Below are 16968 nucleotides of genomic sequence, written 5' to 3'. Positions count from 1 at the left end.
TTGGCTTACAAGGGCCAGCGGTGTTAAACCATTTAGTCATAAAAGTTTAAGTATAGGTTGATTTGATTATAACTGTGATGGCGGTTGACTGTTGACTGTTGACTGTTGGCGGTTGACGGTTGACGGTTGACGGTTGACGGTGGTCGGTGAGCGGAGTCGATAGCGATAGCGTGGCGTTAGCCATACCGTTGACGGTTGACGGTGGTCGGTGAGCGGAGTCGAACCGTTGACGGGTGACGGGTCAGAGGTTAAGACCATCGCCTTTAACATTGCCTAAGTGCTGTTTTAATGCACCAGTTAACTATAGCAGGGGGCAGGGGGAAGCCTTGAAACGCTTGAATTTCAACGGTTTTATCTTCTGTTTGTGTCCTAACCACCTTGGCGGTTGCTATACTACCGAAGTTCAATCAAAATAGCTGAAATAGTGATTCTAATGTTCTGAACCTCGGTCGCTTGCTGTATAAGGGTTTCAGCCTTTGACAGACTGGGGTAAAGTCCATTTCAGCCATCGCTTTTTCTGAACTTCGGAAACTGCCTCTAGACTTCTTACAGGGTAATGGTTTAAAATGCAGGGGTCCCCACTCGCTGGGGACATTATTTGAATGGAAACTGGTGAAAAACAACTTCATGACCTCATTGCAAGGTGTCCCCACTCGCTGGGGACATTATTTGAATGGAAACCATTAGTTGTATATCCTAAGTCTTCAAGCTCTTTATAGTCCCCACTCGCTGGGGACATTATTTGAATGGAAACTTCCCTTCTTCACCACTAATTTGAGTTCCCAAACGCGTCCCCACTCGCTGGGGACATTATTTGAATGGAAACATGTAAAACCGCGTGAGACGGTCTAGAATTAATAACATTGTGTCCCCACTCGCTGGGGACATTATTTGAATGGAAACGTTGTAATTGCTCCTCGGTGTCCAATAGAGGTAATATGTGTCCCCACTCGCTGGGGACATTATTTGAATGGAAACCATCTAGGAGGTCAAGGACGTATTTTTTGCAGCCCATGTCCCCACTCGCTGGGGACATTATTTGAATGGAAACTTTCTAGTTCTTCCCACCAGCCTTCTAAAATAAGCAGTCCCCACTCGCTGGGGACATTATTTGAATGGAAACTTAGCATTGTTTTGTTGTACTGCAGTAAGAGTCAGTCCCCACTCGCTGGGGACATTATTTGAATGGAAACCAAAAGATCATGGGATAATTCCCTGGCTAACTTCATAGGTCCCCACTCGCTGGGGACATTATTTGAATGGAAACGCTCCTGTTTGCCTACTCTCTAAATATCTCATACTGTCCCCACTCGCTGGGGACATTATTTGAATGGAAACTTCAACTCTTGGCGTGCAAGTAGTTGGAATAGTTGCCGTCCCCACTCGCTGGGGACATTATTTGAATGGAAACTAAAACTTCTTGAAAGCTGTATCTTTGTAAATTGTTGGAGTCCCCACTCGCTGGGGACATTATTTGAATGGAAACCAGAGGATACTCTTGGTACTGACCTAGTATTAGGAGCGTCCCCACTCGCTGGGGACATTATTTGAATGGAAACCTGAGTGCGCGTCATATCCGTCTTTTACACATTTAGTCCCCACTCGCTGGGGACATTATTTGAATGGAAACACGCAGCGATCGCCTTAGATTTTTCCGCTTGATTCACACAGATCCCCGACTTCAGCACAAACTATACGAGATTATGCAAATTATCTAAGAAGTCAAGGATCTTACCCACCCAGGTGCTATCCCATCCCCTTAAAGTGAAGCTCACCAAAAGCTTAAAGAATTTTCCTCCCGGTGAGAATCTCTCTAACTTCTAACATAGCCGAATAAGTCGGGAGAATATGCAGGGTTTCATTTTCTGGGGTGTGTTGTAACGCCGTGGCGATCGCCTGCGCCAAATCTTCCTCTACAATCAAATTTAAGTTACTCTGGTTTAACTCCTGACTATAGCGCAGACGTAAAGCCATATCATAGACGCGATCGCCACTCACTACTAAAGTCCCTCCCCGTTGGACTAGTTTTTCTGTATCCACGTCCCAAATCCAAGATACATCAGTACCATCAGGGGTGCGATCGTTTAACACTAATAAGGTGGTGCTATCATCGCTTTGGGTAACAACTCGAATTGTCTCATTAGTCCCCACCGGATTTTTAGATAACAAAATCCGCACCCGTTTATGATTAAATACCAAATCCTCCACCCGACCGAAAGCAGCTTGAAAATTATTAATAGTCTCTTGAATTATCCCTTCATCAACCCCCAACTCTCGCGCCGCCGTCACAGCTGCCAAGGTATTATACTTATTATATAGACCCACTAAAATCTGTGACCATTCACGACTTTCTAGACTAGGTTGACTTTTACTAAAACCACATCGGGGACAACTGAAATCTCCCAAGTGAGACAAATACACACCTTGATAATCTAGAGAGTGTCCACAACTCGGACAATAAATAGAATCCACAGCGTGGGGAATAGCTTCTAAATACTGTTCTGGTTCATTCATCCCAAAAAATAACACCTTTTGGGGTAGTTGCTGACCCAGATAAGATAAAGTCGGGTCATCAGCATTGGGGATTACCACCGTTTCCAGAGGGAGGGTAGAAATCACCTTTGTCCAGCGCTTACTAATAGTATCAACTTCCCCATACCTATCTAGTTGGTCACGGAATAGGTTTAAACACAGAATGATTCTGGGTTGGAGAGGCTGTAAAACCTTGGGTACAATATTCTCATCTACTTCTAGAATCCCATAGTCAACATTTAGCCTTCCCAGAAAGTCAGCATTTTCCATCAACGCCGTCATCAAGCCATTTTCCAAATTTGCGCCTGTGGAATTATGGGCAATGCGGTAACCTTGGCGTTTTAAAATACCACATAACAGCAGAGCCGTGGTAGTTTTGCCATTAGTACCAGCAATGACAATTATACCATTTTTAACTTGCTGACTCAACAACCGCAACAACCGCGGTTCAATCCGACGCGCAATAGACCCTGGTAATACACTAGCAGCACCCAGACCCAGCGATCGCACTATCAAAGTTACAGCTTTAGCCACCGATACCGCCAAACCTAGTCGCAGTCTATCTATGAGTTTAATTTTCTTTCCCACATCCGTAACCTAACTCTGGCTGTTATTTTAGAAAATAGTGCGTAAATGTAATTATATATCCAGTTTAGTTGGACTAATTCCGCACAAACCGACGAGAATTAATTGTAAGGTGCTCTGGGATGAAAAGCATAAAGCTTGTTTTTTTACTGAAAAAATGCCTCTTCTTGCTTGCTTGTATATTGCTCATCAATATACAGCCAGCCTTGGCTGGTATTAATGATGATGTTTATGATGGTAACATTTTCGTGGTTTATGCTGGTAACGGTTCACTGGTTCCCCCCAGACAAACTTTAGCCAAATCTTTAGAAGAACATAAACCCGTATTTTTAGCCTTTTACATCGATGACAGCAGAGATTGTAAAGAATATGCCATCTCCATATCCACAGTCCAGGAATTCTACGGACGAGCAGCGGAAATTATCCCCATAGATGTAGATACTATCCCTGTAAAATCTAGCTATGAACCCACAGAACCAGGATACTACTATTCTGGCGCAGTTCCCCAGGTCGTAGTTTTCAATCAATCAGGTGAAGTAGTTTTAAATAAAACCGGTCAAGTCCCTTACGCAGAAATCGACGATAAATTTAGAGAAGTGTTTGATTTATTACCACGTTCTGAATCTTTACCATTGCAGCGACGTTCATTCAACGAGTTTAGTAGTGAATTAGCCAATTGACTTTCAGGGTAGGCCAAGGTCTACCCGCGCTTTTAAGCGATAATATTAGAATCAACCAACATCATCACTATTGTTTCTTAAGAACAGAAACACCAACCTGAAACATCTACCATCTTCACAAGTTAGGAGTGTGTTTTGATGTCAAAGGTTTATACTACCGAAGAGTTAATCAAAATCTTGGCAAATGAACGCCAAGCTTGTCTCACAGGGAAACGCCTTAAATTAGAGGTGACAGTTTCTGGTAATCCTGTCATTGACCAGTTTATCAGAACTGATGGGCTGCAAAAATTCACCGCCTATCAAGATTTTCAAGCGGCCATTCACACATATCAACGAGAAAATCAGGTATCTGGTATTGTTTGGCGACAAATCACAGTCAAAGGTAAAACCTTACACTATCCAGAAGTTGACCCAGAGTTAATTTCCCTCAGCAGCGACTTAGAAATTATTAAAGCACGGAAAAATTCCATATTAGAATTTTGGCATGAAGTCACTGTAGGGATGGATTTATACTTGAGTTTTAACAACAATAAACAACACCAAAAAATCTACCAGTATGATGTCAAGAGAATTGCTCAAACCACAGAATGGGCAAGTTTATGGAAGTGGGAAAATTCTAACTTTCTAGAAATGATTTTGCAACTAGGATGGGGTAACCCAGAAGCAGCGCGCTACAAACGAGGTAGACCCCAATCCGGTAGTGAACAAATTCACGCTGTCAACCCCGGCAATCATCCCATTGGTTAGGCTTGCCAATCTACCACCAATGTGATATAATCGGAAAAGTTATGGGTGACTAGCTCAACGGTAGAGCATCGGACTCTTAATCCGCTGGTTCTGAGTTCGAATCTCAGGTCACCCATTCTGAAAGAACTTTCATCAGATACCCAGTCAAGGTAAAGGCATCCACACCCATTTCTGTGCGCTCTTGGGCGGCTAAAATCCCCGCTTGAGCGTGCCACCAAGCCCCAGTAGCCACAATATCCTCCACGGGAGTTTCCTTACTTCCAGTTTGCGCCCACAGTCCCCCTATCAACCCCGTCAACACATCCCCACTACCACCCCGGGCTAAAGCTGGCGTACTTTCAGGATTAATCCAAATTCCACCCTGGGGGTTGGATATGGCAGTTTTTGCCCCTTTTAATAAGACTATAGCCCCAGTTTGGGCTGCTGCTGCTTGCACTGCTTTAACTCTATCTCCCTTGGGGTCGGGAAGATGGGGGAATAAACGCCGAAATTCCCCGGTGTGGGGTGTCAGAACCGTCGCCCCTTGACGTTTTTGTAATGTGGGGATAGTTCCCATCTGTGCTAGAATATTTAAAGCGTCCGCATCTAAAACTAAGGGGCGATCGCTAGCAATCACCTCCTGGACAATGGGAGAAGCATCTAAAGTTAAACCAGGACCACAGGCGATCGCACTAAAGGAACTAAAATCAGTATTGTCTGGTAATTGCAGATAGTCTATGGCTCCGGTTTGTGTCTCTGGACAGCCAATAATTAAAGCCTCCGGTAAATGGGACACCAACAGCGGCTTTAAAGACTCCGGTACAGCCACCGAAAGCATACCCACACCACTAGCACGCCCACCCAAAGCCGTTAAAATTGCTCCCCCCCCATAGCGACGGGAACCACAGATCAGCAGTAAATGACCAGCTTGATACTTGTGGGTAACTGGTGGACGGGGTAAGGGTAAACCTGACAAAGCCTGAGTTGGGGTAATGCGTTTAATTGCGGGTACATTCCCTAAAACAGCTTGCACATCCACCCCAGGGATATGAAAATCAATTAACTCCGCCTTGCCAATATATTCTAAAGCCTGGTCTTGGAAAAAAGCCAACTTCCACAAACCCAGACAAAACGTCTGACTCGCCCGAATAGCAGCGCCTAAAACCTCACCCGTATCAGTATGTATACCCGAAGGAATATCAATACTCAAAATCGGCTGTTCCCATTCATTAAAGCGATTAATCGCCCAGGCCAGGGAATCAGTAATTGGTTTTTCTAACCCAAAGCCAAACAACCCATCAATCAAAAAATCACAATGTGGTAATTCCTCAATTTCTTGATAACAGGGGATACCTAGACTCTGAGCATATTGTAAATGTTGACCAGTTAACTCCTTGAACCGAGAAAAAGGCGAATATATCCACACATCATACCCGCACCAGTGCAACTCCCGCGCCACAACCAAAGCATCACCGCCATTATGACCCGGACCGACTAACACCCCCACACGGGAACCCGCAACTTTCTGCACCCGCGCAGCAATTAACCCCCCTACCTTTTCCATTAAAGCCGCTACCGGCATACCAGCTGCAAATATCCGCCCTTCAATTTCCCGCATTTCCCTAGCAGTGACGACAACCTGTGCAAGTTCTTGTCTATCTTCCATGGCTTTGAAATCCTCAGTGGTGATTACAGCTTTTTATATTCTTTGTCTGGTAACGGTTTCAAGATATGTGCTACAATGATATAATTGCCAATAAATTCATGTCTGCCAAATCACCCATAATAAACAATATATAAATTTTGCTCACTGTTAGTGAAACCCATGATTAACAACATTTAACTAATATGCAAAAAGTCGTCGTAGGTCTTTCTGGTGGTGTGGACAGTTCCACCGCCGCCGCTATTCTACATCATCAAGGTTATGAAGTCATCGGTTTGACCCTGTGGCTGATGAAGGGTAAGGGTCAATGTTGCTCCGAAGGAATGATCGACGCGGCTGATATATGTGAACAATTGGGGATCCGCCATGAGGTGGTTGATATTCGTGATGTGTTTGAAACTAATATCATTGATTACTTGGTTAATGGTTACAGCGGCGGAATTACACCTCTACCTTGTTCTGAGTGTAATAAAACAGTCAAGTTTGGTCCGATGGTGCAGTATGCACGGCAGAAGTTAGAATGCGATCGCATCGCTACGGGTCACTATGCTCAAATTAACTATGATCCGGATACCCGTCGCTACCAACTATTCAGAGCCGCAGACCGCAACAAAGACCAGTCATACTTCCTCTATGATTTATCTCAAGACTTACTAGCTGCAGCAGTATTTCCCCTAGGAGAACTACAAAAAACAGATACCCGCCGCATCGCCGCAGAATACGGACTCACCACCGCCGACAAGCCAGAAAGTCAAGATTTATGCTTAGTGGAAAGTAACGGCTCTATGCGGGCATTTCTGGATAAATACCTAGCACCGAAACCAGGAGATATTGTCGATACCAACGGCAAGATTTTAGGACAACATGAAGGTATCCATCATTACACCATCGGCCAGCGCAAAGGTCTGGGAATCGCCGCCCCAGAACCACTGTATGTGATTTCATTAGATGCCGTCAATAATAAAGTTATCGTAGGCGATCGCACCCAAGTAACGCAACCAGAATGCACCGTCAATCGGGTAAATTGGGTTTCCATTACCGAACCATCCACACCCATTCGCGCCCAGGTACAAATTCGTTATCGTTCTACACCCACCCCCGTCACGGTAATTCCCCTGGAAAACTCCCGTGTGCGTTTAGTCTTTGATGAACCGCAATTCAGTATCACCCCCGGACAAGCCGCAGTGTGGTACGAGGGCGATAAACTCCTAGGTGGAGGAATTATTCACCAATAATTTACTATTCCTCAACTAAGCTGTTGTGCAGGGATGGTCACACAGAAAACTACATCACGCCAAACCATCACAAACTTTTTGTAAACTCAGTACCAGCATTTTGATAAGTTAGTACATAGTTTGAAGCATATGGCTAACGCCACGCTATGCTATCGCAGTTAAAAGAAAAAGGGGATGACGTTGACTCAACAGCCAGATACCATTGCACCCCACGGTGGACAATTGGTTAACCGTATCGCTACACCAGAAGAAAAGGCAGAATTTCTCTCGAAAGCCGACTTTTTACCGCGAGTACAACTTGATGCGCGGGCGGTTTCTGACTTAGAGATGATTGCTATCGGCGGGTTTAGTCCCCTCACAGGTTTTATGAACCAAGAAGACTACACCCGCGTCGTCCAAGAAATGCGGCTCGCGAATGGACTGGTATGGTCAATACCCATTACACTATCAGTAACAGCAGAAATTGCTGCCCCATTATCAGAAGGTAGCCTCATCCGTTTGGATAACCCCAACGGTGAATTTATCGGAGTTTTGCAACTGACGCAAAAGTATCTCTATGATAAAACCCAAGAGGCTATTCATGTTTACCGCACCGATGACCCTAAACATCCAGGGGTGCAGGTAGTCTACAACCAAGGTTCTGTAAATCTCGCGGGTGACATTTGGCTATTAGAACGCCATCCCCATAGCCAATTTCCCGCCTACCAAATCGACCCAGCTGCTTCGCGACAGATGTTTAAGGATAAAGGTTGGAAAACTATCGTCGGTTTTCAAACCCGCAACCCCATCCACCGCGCTCACGAATATATCCAAAAGTGTGCTTTAGAAACCGTTGACGGTTTATTTTTGCACCCCTTGGTAGGAGCAACAAAAGAAGATGATATCCCCGCCGATGTGCGGATGCGCTGCTATGAAATCTTGCTAGAACATTATTATCCCCAAGATAGGGTGATTTTAGCAATTAATCCGGCAGCCATGCGTTATGCTGGGCCACGGGAGGCAATTTTCCATGCTTTAGTCCGCAAAAACTACGGTTGTACTCACTTTATTGTCGGACGAGACCACGCTGGTGTGGGTGATTATTACGGCACTTACGATGCTCAGTATATCTTTGATGAGTTTGAGCCGAATGAACTAGGTATAGTACCTATGAAGTTTGAACACGCTTTCTACTGCACACGCACCAAGCAAATGGCTACAACTAAAACTAGTCCCAGTAAACCAGAGGAGCGCGTTCACCTCTCAGGAACTAAAGTTAGAGAAATGCTGCGCCGGGGTGAATTACCACCACCAGAATTTTCTCGCCCTGAAGTTGCAGCAGAGTTGGCGCGGACAATGCAAGCACAAGCATCTTCTTAATATCTGGGTGAATCGCAAAACTGTATAAAGCTTAACTTTACAGTCAACCCATCAGCCCTATAAACTCTTATTTGAGGACTGACGGCTGATTGTAATTTTTCATCTGTGTGTCTTTGTTTTTGTGCCTCAGCGGCACAAAAACACTAAGTCATAGTGAAGTAGTCAGGGTAGCTGGGAGTGTCCTGGGAGGTTTTCATGAAGCGGCGGTTTTTTTTACAACGGATTGGTTCTATACTAGCGGTATTGGGTATAACTGAAGCTCAGTTGTTGACTTTCAGCGATCGCTACTCCCAAGCTTTGGCACAGTCTGGTAAACGTAAATTAGCATTATTGATTGGCATTAATCAATACCAAAAGGGTCTGTTTTTAACCGGTTGTCTCACCGATGTGGAACTGCAAAAAGAACTATTAATTCATCGGTTCGGCTTTCAAAGCTCAGACATCCTGACTTTAACTGACGAAGACGCCACCAGGAAATCCATTGAGACGGCTTTTACAGAACACCTCGCCGGGGTCAAAGCCGATGATGTCGCCCTGTTCCACTTTAGTGGCTATGGGACTCGGATTAAATCCGGTAACTTTATAGATACCACCCAAAATGCTTTAGTTCCAGCTTACGATCCTCTCATACCACAAAAAAATGAAATAGTCAACTATATATTAGCAGAAACAGTAGAATTATTATTGCGATCGCTACCCACAAACAGAGTGGCTGCAGTATTAGATACCAGCTTCCATGCTCCCAGCATCCCGCCCATAGGTTGGCGAATTCGCGTCCGTCCCGAATCAACACAAGCACAACTAGCAACCGCAGAACTAGAGTTGTTACGACAACTCAAAACTCAAAACTCTAACCCCAGTTATCCAGTTGTCTTGTCTGCTACTGCTGACCCTCAACAGTTAGCCAGGGAAATACTATTTTCCGGCTTCAGCGCCGGGTTATTTACCTACGCCTTAACTCAATACCTATGGGAAACTACACCACCACGGACAATTAATTTCACTCTTTCCCATGTGGGTAGCTATATGCATAAACTGGGAAGTAATCAGCAACCGGGATTATTAAATGAGCCCAAAAATCCCCTCAAACCATTAACCGTCGAGAATTTACTCCTCCCAGACAGCACAGTGGCCGGGGAGGGAGTCATTAAAGCCCTAGAAGATGATGGGAAAACAGCCCAAATATTTTTAACCGGACTACCGCCACAAGTCTTAGAACACTACGGCGCTAATTCCCGATTCAACCTATTAACAGGAGAACAGTTAATCTTGCGATCGCGCAACGGCTTAACAGCCAAAGCTCAGATATCTAAGATTTTACCACAAACTCCCCCACTTGTAGGACAAGTATTTCAAGAAGCCGTGCGGGTGTTACCGCGAAATGTTAATTTAATAGTGGGTTTAGATACACGATTAGAAAGAATTGAGCGGGTAGATGCCACAAGTGCCTTCGCGGGAACTGACCATGTTTCCACCGTAGTCGCCGGAGAACAACCCGCAGATTGTGTATTTACTAAACTCTCAGAAACTCCCAGTCGCTATGGTTTATTTACTCCCGGCGGTAAACTCATAGCTAACACATCTGGAGAACCAGGGGAAGCGGTAAAACTGGTGGTGCAAAGGTTAATCCCGAAATTACCAACTCTGCTAGCAACAAAGTTATGGCGACTCACAGAAAATGAAGGTTCTTCGCGCTTACCAGTCAAAGCTACTCTGGAAATTATTCACAACTTATCACCCCGCGTTGTCATGCAACGTCAAACTACACGCTCTCTAACTTCAGCACAAAGCTTACCGCTGACAGCCCTGAGTAATCCCATTGTACCCATTGGCAGCCGCATGCAGTACCGATTACAAAATCAGAGCGATCGCCCCATCTACTTAATGGTGCTGGGATTAAAAAACAACATCAATGCGATCGCCTTTTATCCTTGGCAATCCCCCGAACAATCTACATACTTAAACTCTAAACCCCTATTCCAACAAGTAGTTATTCCCCCTGGTGAAACCATGTTATTACCCAAAGGTGTCACAGATTCTGAATGGATGATCCCAGCGCCAGCTTACGAATGCGAACACCAAATGATGTTTAGCACCGCCCCCTTTAGGGAAACACTAGGATATTTAGAAAAAGCCAAGTATCCCATCACAGACCAAAGACCCTTTGGCGCATTATTGAAACCTTTAGAAATTGCTCAACTATTATTGCAGGATTTGCATAACGCCAGTGCAGTCACATCCGAAACTAACATCACATCTACCGACTCCTATGTATTGGATGTGAAAAATTGGGCTAGTTTCAACTTTGATTTTCAAGTCGCCTAAACTACCGATATTCCTTGGGGTTGACTCCCATAACGCGCTTGAAATAACGGGTTAAGTGACTATGACTATAAAATCCACAGCATACAGCAATGTCAACTAAAAACATTTGAGATGAGCGCAACAGGACTGCTGCGCGTTTTACCCGCTGCTGAATAATATATTGATGCAATGGGATTCCCATTGATTCCTTAAACATACTGCATAGATATGGCTGACTGTAACCTACCAGTGCCGCTAGGTCACCCAACCTGATATTTTGGTCAAGATAGCCCTCAATATAATCAATGAGCAGTTTTAAGGTAGATAAACCCAAACCCCCAGGATCCTTTCGCCCTCGAATACCGGCGCTAGAATGGTGCTTTACCAAGCGCATCACTAAAGCGTTGATCAATGTATCTTGATAAACAGACCCCATTTGACAATCTGGTGGCGCTGCTAGTTCAGCCTTTAAAGCCATCCCTAAATGATAAACCCCTCCATCCTCCACACCAGAGCGCGGAATCATTGCCACATCACCATTGGTCATCCTATCCTGCACCAGGTCATTCACCAACTCCGTTTTCAGAAAAAACAAAGTAATCCCCATGTCTTGATTCCATGTAGCACAGTGAGAGGCTCCATCAGGAAAAATGCCTATACTCCCATAACCCAATAGTTTACGGGGGTATAGCTTACCATCTAACCGACATTCTAATTCAGTTTTGCAATTGATATCAGACACGGCCAAAAACTGGTATCCCTTAACACAGTGTTCTGGGACTTCATGGGGAGGTAGTTGATCATAGTGCAGCATAATCACTTGATCTGGTTCCATGGAGTGGAAAACAGTGGGCTGATAGGGTAAAACCCTCATCAGGGTATTAAATTCCTGGGGATATACCTTTAACTGGGAATTAACACTGGGATAATATAATTCTGGTTTGTGCAAATCTTGGTTGAGTAGATTTACCATGGGGTGAGGCTTAAATTGTAATTGCTAAATTAAAATAATTTATTTCACAATCGTCTCACAGTTTAAACCTGAATGCTATTACTATTAATAATACTTATGTAATAATAATTCCAGCTTTTGTTTAGTTGCCTCCGGTGCTTGATCTAACTGAGTTAAAATCGCATATTTCAACGCCGAATGAGCATCACTCACCGGGGGATTGGCGCTTAAACGCCTGACAGTTTCTTGAATAACCTTTTGCGCATTCACCGCATTACGCTGTAAATTACCAATTACCATTTCCACCGTCACACTATCATGATCCGGGTGCCAGCAATCGTAATCTGTCACCAGGGCTAAAGTTGCATAGGCAATTTCCGCCTCCCTGGCTAACTTCGCCTCCGGTAAGTTAGTCATCCCAATTACTGTTGCGCCCCAACTGCGGTAAAGATGGGATTCCGCCTTGGTGGAAAATGCGGGGCCTTCCATGCAGACATAGGTACCACCGCGATGCAGTGTCACATCTGGTAAATTTAAAGATGCGATCGCCGAGGCTAACACCCCAGCTAAATTGCCACAAATCGGGTCACCAAAGGCAATATGAGCCACAATTCCCTCCCCAAAGAATGTAGAAACCCGATTTTTAGTTCTGTCAATAAACTGATCTGGGATCACCATATCCAGGGGTTTGGCTTCTGCTTTCAAAGACCCCACCGCACTGGCTGAAATTAAATACTCTACCCCCAGCTGCTTCATCCCATAGATATTGGCGCGAAAAGGCAACTCAGAGGGCGTTAAAGTATGATTACGACCATGACGCGCTAAAAATGCCACTCTTTCCGTACCTAGTGTACCCAAAATTATCGCATCAGATGGGGAACCAAAAGGGGTTTTAATCTCTAATTCTTCTACATCCTTTAAGTCTGCCATTTTATACAGACCACTACCGCCAATAATCCCAATCCGAGCTAGTGCCATAATTTTCTCATCCTTGATTTAGTATAATTAGTATAACTGGTATTAATCTTGTATTCGTAATCCCACTGAGAATAGGTCAAAGTTATCAGGAAAATGAGTATTGCGATCGCAATCAGCTTTTGCTAACTTCGTCCCCGTGAGATTAGCTTGACGCAAATCCGCCGCAAACAACAAAGCACCCCGCAGGTCAGCATTTTGCAAATCAGCTTGAGTTAGGTTAGCAAAACTCAGGTCACAACCTCTGAGATTAGCACCATTCAGATTAGCTTCACTCAGGTCAGCATAACTCAAGTCACATCCTTTGAGATCAACACCCTGCAAATCCGCCTTACCTAAGTTAACCCCAGCAAAATCCCGTTTTCCCGCCGCATATCTTTCTAAAACAGTCACGGTAGTATTAATATTATTCTCTTGAGAATTTGTTTCCGCCATAGAAGCACCTCACAGATCATCTCATAAATTTACCATGTCCCATCTGCTAGCCAATCTCACCCACAAACTCCTGCGGCGGATCACTACGGTGATTCTCTGCACCGTCATGACTGGTATACTCTTTACCGGCAATACCTGGGCTGATACTTCCACCTTAGGAGTTAAAAATGGTCAACTTAGTCCTTGTCCCCCCAGCAATAACTGTGTTGTCAGCCAAAATCCCGATGCTAAACACGCCATTGACCCCATCACCTATCATGTAGACCGAGACACAGCCAGAAAAACCTTACTTAAAGTCCTCAATGTTGTTCCCAGGACAGAAGTGATAGAACAGACAGATAATTACATTCATGCTCTTTCCAAAAGCCGGATTTTTAAATTTGTGGATGATGTAGAATTTTATTTACCCAGTGATGAACCAGTGATTCACACCCGTTCCGCATCTCGTGTGGGAGAATCGGATTTAGGTGTCAACCGCAGACGTATAGAGCAAATTCGTTTAGCTTTGCAAGATTTAAACATTTAATCTCAGGTCATCCCACAGCTTAAAGCCGTGGGACTATCTCAATCAGCCCGAGTCAGAATTTCTACCCCCGTTTCTGTCACCACCAGAGTATGTTCACATTGGGCAGAAAGTTGGCGATCGCGAGTCACAGCAGTCCAACCATCACTAAGCACCTCAACCTCCCAAGTACCGACATTAATCATCGGCTCAATAGTAAACACCATACCTGGTCGCAGACGTTTACCCTTCCCCCTAGTCCCATAGTGGGGAATATCTGGCGCTGTGTGGAAAATATTACTAATCCCGTGTCCCACAAAGTCCCGCACCACAGAAAACCCTTGTGATTCAGCATACTCTTGAATAGCAGCCCCAATATCCCCAATTTTTGCCCCCGGTTTAACCTCAGCAATACCCAGACGGCGACATTCTTCCGTCACCTCTACTAAATGCTGCGCCTTGGGGGAAGGAGTACCCACAAAGAAAGTTTTAGACGTATCACCATGGTAACCATCAACAATCAGTGTGACATCAATATTAATAATGTCCCCGTTTTTCAGGACTTGCTTGGCGTTAGGAATACCATGACAGACCACCTCATTTACACTAGTACAAATTGACTTAGGATAACCTTTATAACCCAGAGGTGCGCTCTTGGCTCCGTGGGCTTGTGTCCAGCGTTCAGCTTCATCATTCAATTGCAGAGTACTTACCCCCGGCTTAACCATGGGTTCCAGGTGCTGTAATAGTTGGGCCGCCAAGCGTCCAGCTTGACGCATTTTTTCAATTTCCCGTGTAGATAAAATCACAATTGGTTGAGTTTTCATAAATTCTCGTCGGCTGAATCTTTGATAAAGATAGTTAAACCCGTCTGTGCAGCTCTTTGGATAGCATCAGCCACCTGAAGGACATATAAACTTTCTTCTGGGGTGACGTACAAAGGAGTGCCATAAAAAAGATGATCTAACACCATACTTGTATCTTTAGCAAATAAACCCCGACGAGTGCCAACTTCTATAGGTGTTTGTCCCCCAGACTTAATCAACACTCCCCCATCGCCATCAAAAATTAAACCACCCTTTTCGCCGTGAACTTCTAGTTTCCGTTCTGCTTCCCAAAGGGTTTCACCTTTACCATAAACAACTTGTGCTAACAGTCCATTTTCAAAGCACAGTTGACTAATACAGAAACAAGTTTGATAGTAGTCCGCTTCTGTTTGCCAATATCGCTGATGACAGTTGACTGCCAAGACCTTACCAAATAAATTGGTGAGACGATGTAACCGAGATAAAGCGCCAATTAAAGGAAAACCAAACAATTCATGGTTATAAGTCCATCTGCGGGGTGCAGGATGCTGAGGGTTAATGGTGCTGTAGCGCACATAAAAAATATCGCCAACTTCACCTAAGTTCTCCCGTACAGCTTGATGTAAGCCACCTAAAAGTTCTATGTGTTCAACGTGTAAGAGTTTATTTTGTGACTTGGCTAGGGTGATTAACTCCTCAGCTTCCGTCACATCTACAGACAAAGGATATTCGACAATTACGTGTTTACCTTGTAAAAGTGCCGCACGAGCGATCGCACCATGATCGCGGTTAATTGTCGCAATCACCACCAAATCAATATCTTCACGTTCTACTAATTTTCCCCAGTCACTTAACACTTCTGCCTGATATTTTTGGGCAAAGGCGGCTGTATTTTCTGGCTGATGACCGGCGATCGCTACTAGATTGCTTCGCTGATCACCAATCAATGCTTCCGCCCGTAATTTTGCTGCATATCCCGTACCAACTAAGCCTACACGCACTTTTGCTGTTTCCAAAGCTGCCTTATGAATTATACATGATCCTTACAGTTGTGTTTTTGCTCCTGGGCTGAAGGTACGATATTTGCACCCCGGAGCAGGAAATACATAAAATAAACTTATATTTATTTAACAACTAAACTTCATTACTAATCGGGGTTGATTTTGAGTTCAAACCGGCAATTTTTCCCGTAGTATCAGAATTGAAGCAGTGGATAACCGGCGGCTCATCCCATAAAGATAGCCTTATGGTTTATTTCAGGATCACTTATACTGCCGTTCAAATTAAGAGAGGATAACTCAATGGCTACTTACAAAGTCACATTAATTAATGAAGCCGAAGACTTAAACACCACAATTGAGTGTGACGACGATACCTATATTCTCGATGCAGCCGAAGAAGCCGGTATTGACTTGCCCTACTCCTGCCGCGCTGGTGCTTGCTCCACCTGTGGTGGTAAAATCGTCAGCGGTACTGTTGACCAGTCTGACCAATCATACTTAGACGACGACACCATCGACCTCGGATATGTCTTGACCTGTGTTGCTTACCCAACTTCTGACTGCACAATTGAAACTCACAAAGAAGAAGAATTACAATCTGCTATGTCTTGACCTGTGTTGCTGACACAGCCTCAGACTGCACAATTGAAACTCACAAAAAAGAAGAATTACAATCTGCTCAGTACGCGCTATCAACAAGAGAGGATAACTCAATGGCTACTTTCAAAGTCACATTAATTAATGCAGCCGAAGGCTTTAACGAAACAATTAACTGCGACGAAGATACCTTTATTCTCGACGCGGCCGAAGAAGCTGGTTTTGACTTGCCCTTTTCTTGCCGTGCTGGTGCTTGCTCCACCTGTGCTGGTAAAATTGTCAGCGGTACTGTTGACCAGTCTGATCAGTCATTCCTAGACGATGAGCAGATTGAAGCCGGATATGTGCTCACCTGCGTTGCTAAACCAAGTTCTGACTGTACCATCGAAACCCACAAAGAAGAAGACCTGTACTAAGGGTTCACCGCGTCTGATACTCCTGCAACAGCAGGAGTATTTAGGTCTACAATAATTTAATGAATTTATAGTCATTTATGTACATTTGTAGTATAATATTATGAATGTACGATTATTAAATGAATGAAACTATCTGATTATGCAAAAAAGGTAGGGATAAGTTATAGAACTGCGTGGCGTTGGTACAAATCCGGCGTAAT

General features: G+C 44.3%; 16 protein-coding genes, 1 tRNA gene and 1 CRISPR repeat array. Of the genes, 9 read left to right on the top strand and 8 right to left on the bottom strand.

Annotation, left to right across the window (positions count from 1 at the left end; all coding sequences use genetic code 11):
* Positions 1-66 precede the first annotated feature (66 nt).
* Positions 67-270, bottom strand: coding sequence for a hypothetical protein (locus NWP21_RS12195; protein WP_280792917.1), 204 nt, complete (start codon positions 268-270; stop codon positions 67-69).
* Positions 271-574: 304 nt separating this feature from the next.
* A CRISPR array of direct repeats spans positions 575-1630; the repeat unit is 36 nt; unit sequence GTCCCCACTCGCTGGGGACATTATTTGAATGGAAAC.
* A gap of 152 nt (positions 1631-1782) precedes the next feature.
* Positions 1783-3120: a Mur ligase family protein gene (locus NWP21_RS12190; RefSeq protein ID WP_280792916.1), complete on the bottom strand. Its 1338-nt coding sequence runs from the start codon at positions 3118-3120 to the stop codon at positions 1783-1785.
* Positions 3121-3239: 119 nt separating this feature from the next.
* On the opposite strand from NWP21_RS12190, the gene NWP21_RS12185 reads away from it, so the two are divergent.
* The 3 genes from NWP21_RS12185 to NWP21_RS12175 all read left to right on the top strand — a co-directional run bounded on the left by NWP21_RS12185 (position 3240) and on the right by NWP21_RS12175 (position 4659).
* Positions 3240-3797 carry a thylakoid membrane photosystem I accumulation factor gene (locus NWP21_RS12185; protein ID WP_280792915.1) on the top strand — a complete coding sequence of 186 codons (558 nt, stop codon included), beginning with the start codon at positions 3240-3242 and terminating at the stop codon, positions 3795-3797.
* Positions 3798-3935: 138 nt separating this feature from the next.
* Complete coding sequence (locus NWP21_RS12180) at positions 3936-4544, top strand: hypothetical protein (protein WP_280792914.1); 609 nt, start codon at positions 3936-3938, stop codon at positions 4542-4544.
* Between the two features lie 43 nt (positions 4545-4587).
* Positions 4588-4659, top strand: a tRNA-Lys gene (locus tag NWP21_RS12175).
* Here NWP21_RS12175 and NWP21_RS12170 read toward each other — a convergent pair.
* Entirely contained in the window at positions 4648-6189 is a 1542-nt protein-coding gene (locus tag NWP21_RS12170; RefSeq protein WP_280792913.1) for an NAD(P)H-hydrate dehydratase, read from the bottom strand. The two genes, NWP21_RS12175 and NWP21_RS12170, sit on opposite strands and share 12 nt — an antisense overlap.
* 182 nt (positions 6190-6371) lie before the next feature.
* On the opposite strand from NWP21_RS12170, the gene mnmA reads away from it, so the two are divergent.
* The 3 genes from mnmA (at position 6372) to NWP21_RS12155 (ending at position 11105) form a co-directional block, all read left to right on the top strand.
* A complete protein-coding gene (gene mnmA / locus NWP21_RS12165) occupies positions 6372-7421 on the top strand; it encodes a tRNA 2-thiouridine(34) synthase MnmA (RefSeq protein WP_280792912.1) in 1050 nt (349 codons plus the stop codon).
* A 180-nt stretch (positions 7422-7601) separates the two neighbouring features.
* A complete protein-coding gene (gene sat, locus NWP21_RS12160) occupies positions 7602-8780 on the top strand; it encodes a sulfate adenylyltransferase (protein WP_280792918.1) in 1179 nt (392 codons plus the stop codon).
* 195 nt (positions 8781-8975) lie between these two features.
* A complete protein-coding gene (locus tag NWP21_RS12155) occupies positions 8976-11105 on the top strand; it encodes a caspase family protein (RefSeq protein ID WP_280792911.1) in 2130 nt (709 codons plus the stop codon).
* A 1-nt stretch (position 11106) separates the two neighbouring features.
* Here the strand turns inward: NWP21_RS12155 and NWP21_RS12150 are convergent, their stop codons facing one another.
* The 3 genes from NWP21_RS12150 to NWP21_RS12140 form a co-directional block, all read right to left on the bottom strand.
* Positions 11107-12057, bottom strand: a complete 951-nt coding sequence (locus NWP21_RS12150) for an AraC family transcriptional regulator (RefSeq protein WP_280792910.1) — start codon at positions 12055-12057, stop codon at positions 11107-11109.
* 84 nt (positions 12058-12141) lie between these two features.
* Positions 12142-13014, bottom strand: coding sequence for an S-methyl-5'-thioadenosine phosphorylase (locus tag NWP21_RS12145; RefSeq protein ID WP_280792909.1), 873 nt, complete (start codon positions 13012-13014; stop codon positions 12142-12144).
* 42 nt (positions 13015-13056) lie between these two features.
* Positions 13057-13446 (bottom strand): pentapeptide repeat-containing protein, encoded by a 390-nt coding sequence (locus tag NWP21_RS12140; protein ID WP_280792908.1) that lies wholly within the window; start codon positions 13444-13446, stop codon positions 13057-13059.
* A 34-nt stretch (positions 13447-13480) separates the two neighbouring features.
* Here NWP21_RS12140 and NWP21_RS12135 point away from each other — a divergent pair, with 34 nt between their 5' ends.
* Positions 13481-13972: a DUF1499 domain-containing protein gene (locus tag NWP21_RS12135; protein WP_280792907.1), complete on the top strand. Its 492-nt coding sequence runs from the start codon at positions 13481-13483 to the stop codon at positions 13970-13972.
* A gap of 38 nt (positions 13973-14010) precedes the next feature.
* Here the strand turns inward: NWP21_RS12135 and map are convergent, their stop codons facing one another.
* Positions 14011-14775 (bottom strand): type I methionyl aminopeptidase, encoded by a 765-nt coding sequence (gene map / locus NWP21_RS12130; protein ID WP_271731550.1) that lies wholly within the window; start codon positions 14773-14775, stop codon positions 14011-14013.
* Positions 14772-15770, bottom strand: coding sequence for a Gfo/Idh/MocA family oxidoreductase (locus NWP21_RS12125; RefSeq protein ID WP_280792906.1), 999 nt, complete (start codon positions 15768-15770; stop codon positions 14772-14774). Before NWP21_RS12125 ends, map begins: the two co-directional genes overlap by 4 nt.
* A gap of 285 nt (positions 15771-16055) precedes the next feature.
* On the opposite strand from NWP21_RS12125, the gene NWP21_RS12120 reads away from it, so the two are divergent.
* Positions 16056-16367: a ferredoxin gene (locus NWP21_RS12120; RefSeq protein WP_280792905.1), complete on the top strand. Its 312-nt coding sequence runs from the start codon at positions 16056-16058 to the stop codon at positions 16365-16367.
* 101 nt (positions 16368-16468) lie between these two features.
* Complete coding sequence (locus NWP21_RS12115; RefSeq protein ID WP_280792904.1) at positions 16469-16768, top strand: ferredoxin; 300 nt, start codon at positions 16469-16471, stop codon at positions 16766-16768.
* Positions 16769-16968: the final 200 nt, after the last annotated feature.

Origin of the sequence: Anabaenopsis sp. FSS-46 (assembly GCF_029891665.1) — a bacterium.
Lineage (GTDB): Bacteria > Cyanobacteriota > Cyanobacteriia > Cyanobacteriales > Nostocaceae > Anabaenopsis > Anabaenopsis arnoldii.
Note: the sequence above shows the minus strand (reverse complement) of the source record. Positions and strands in the feature narration are given on the sequence as shown.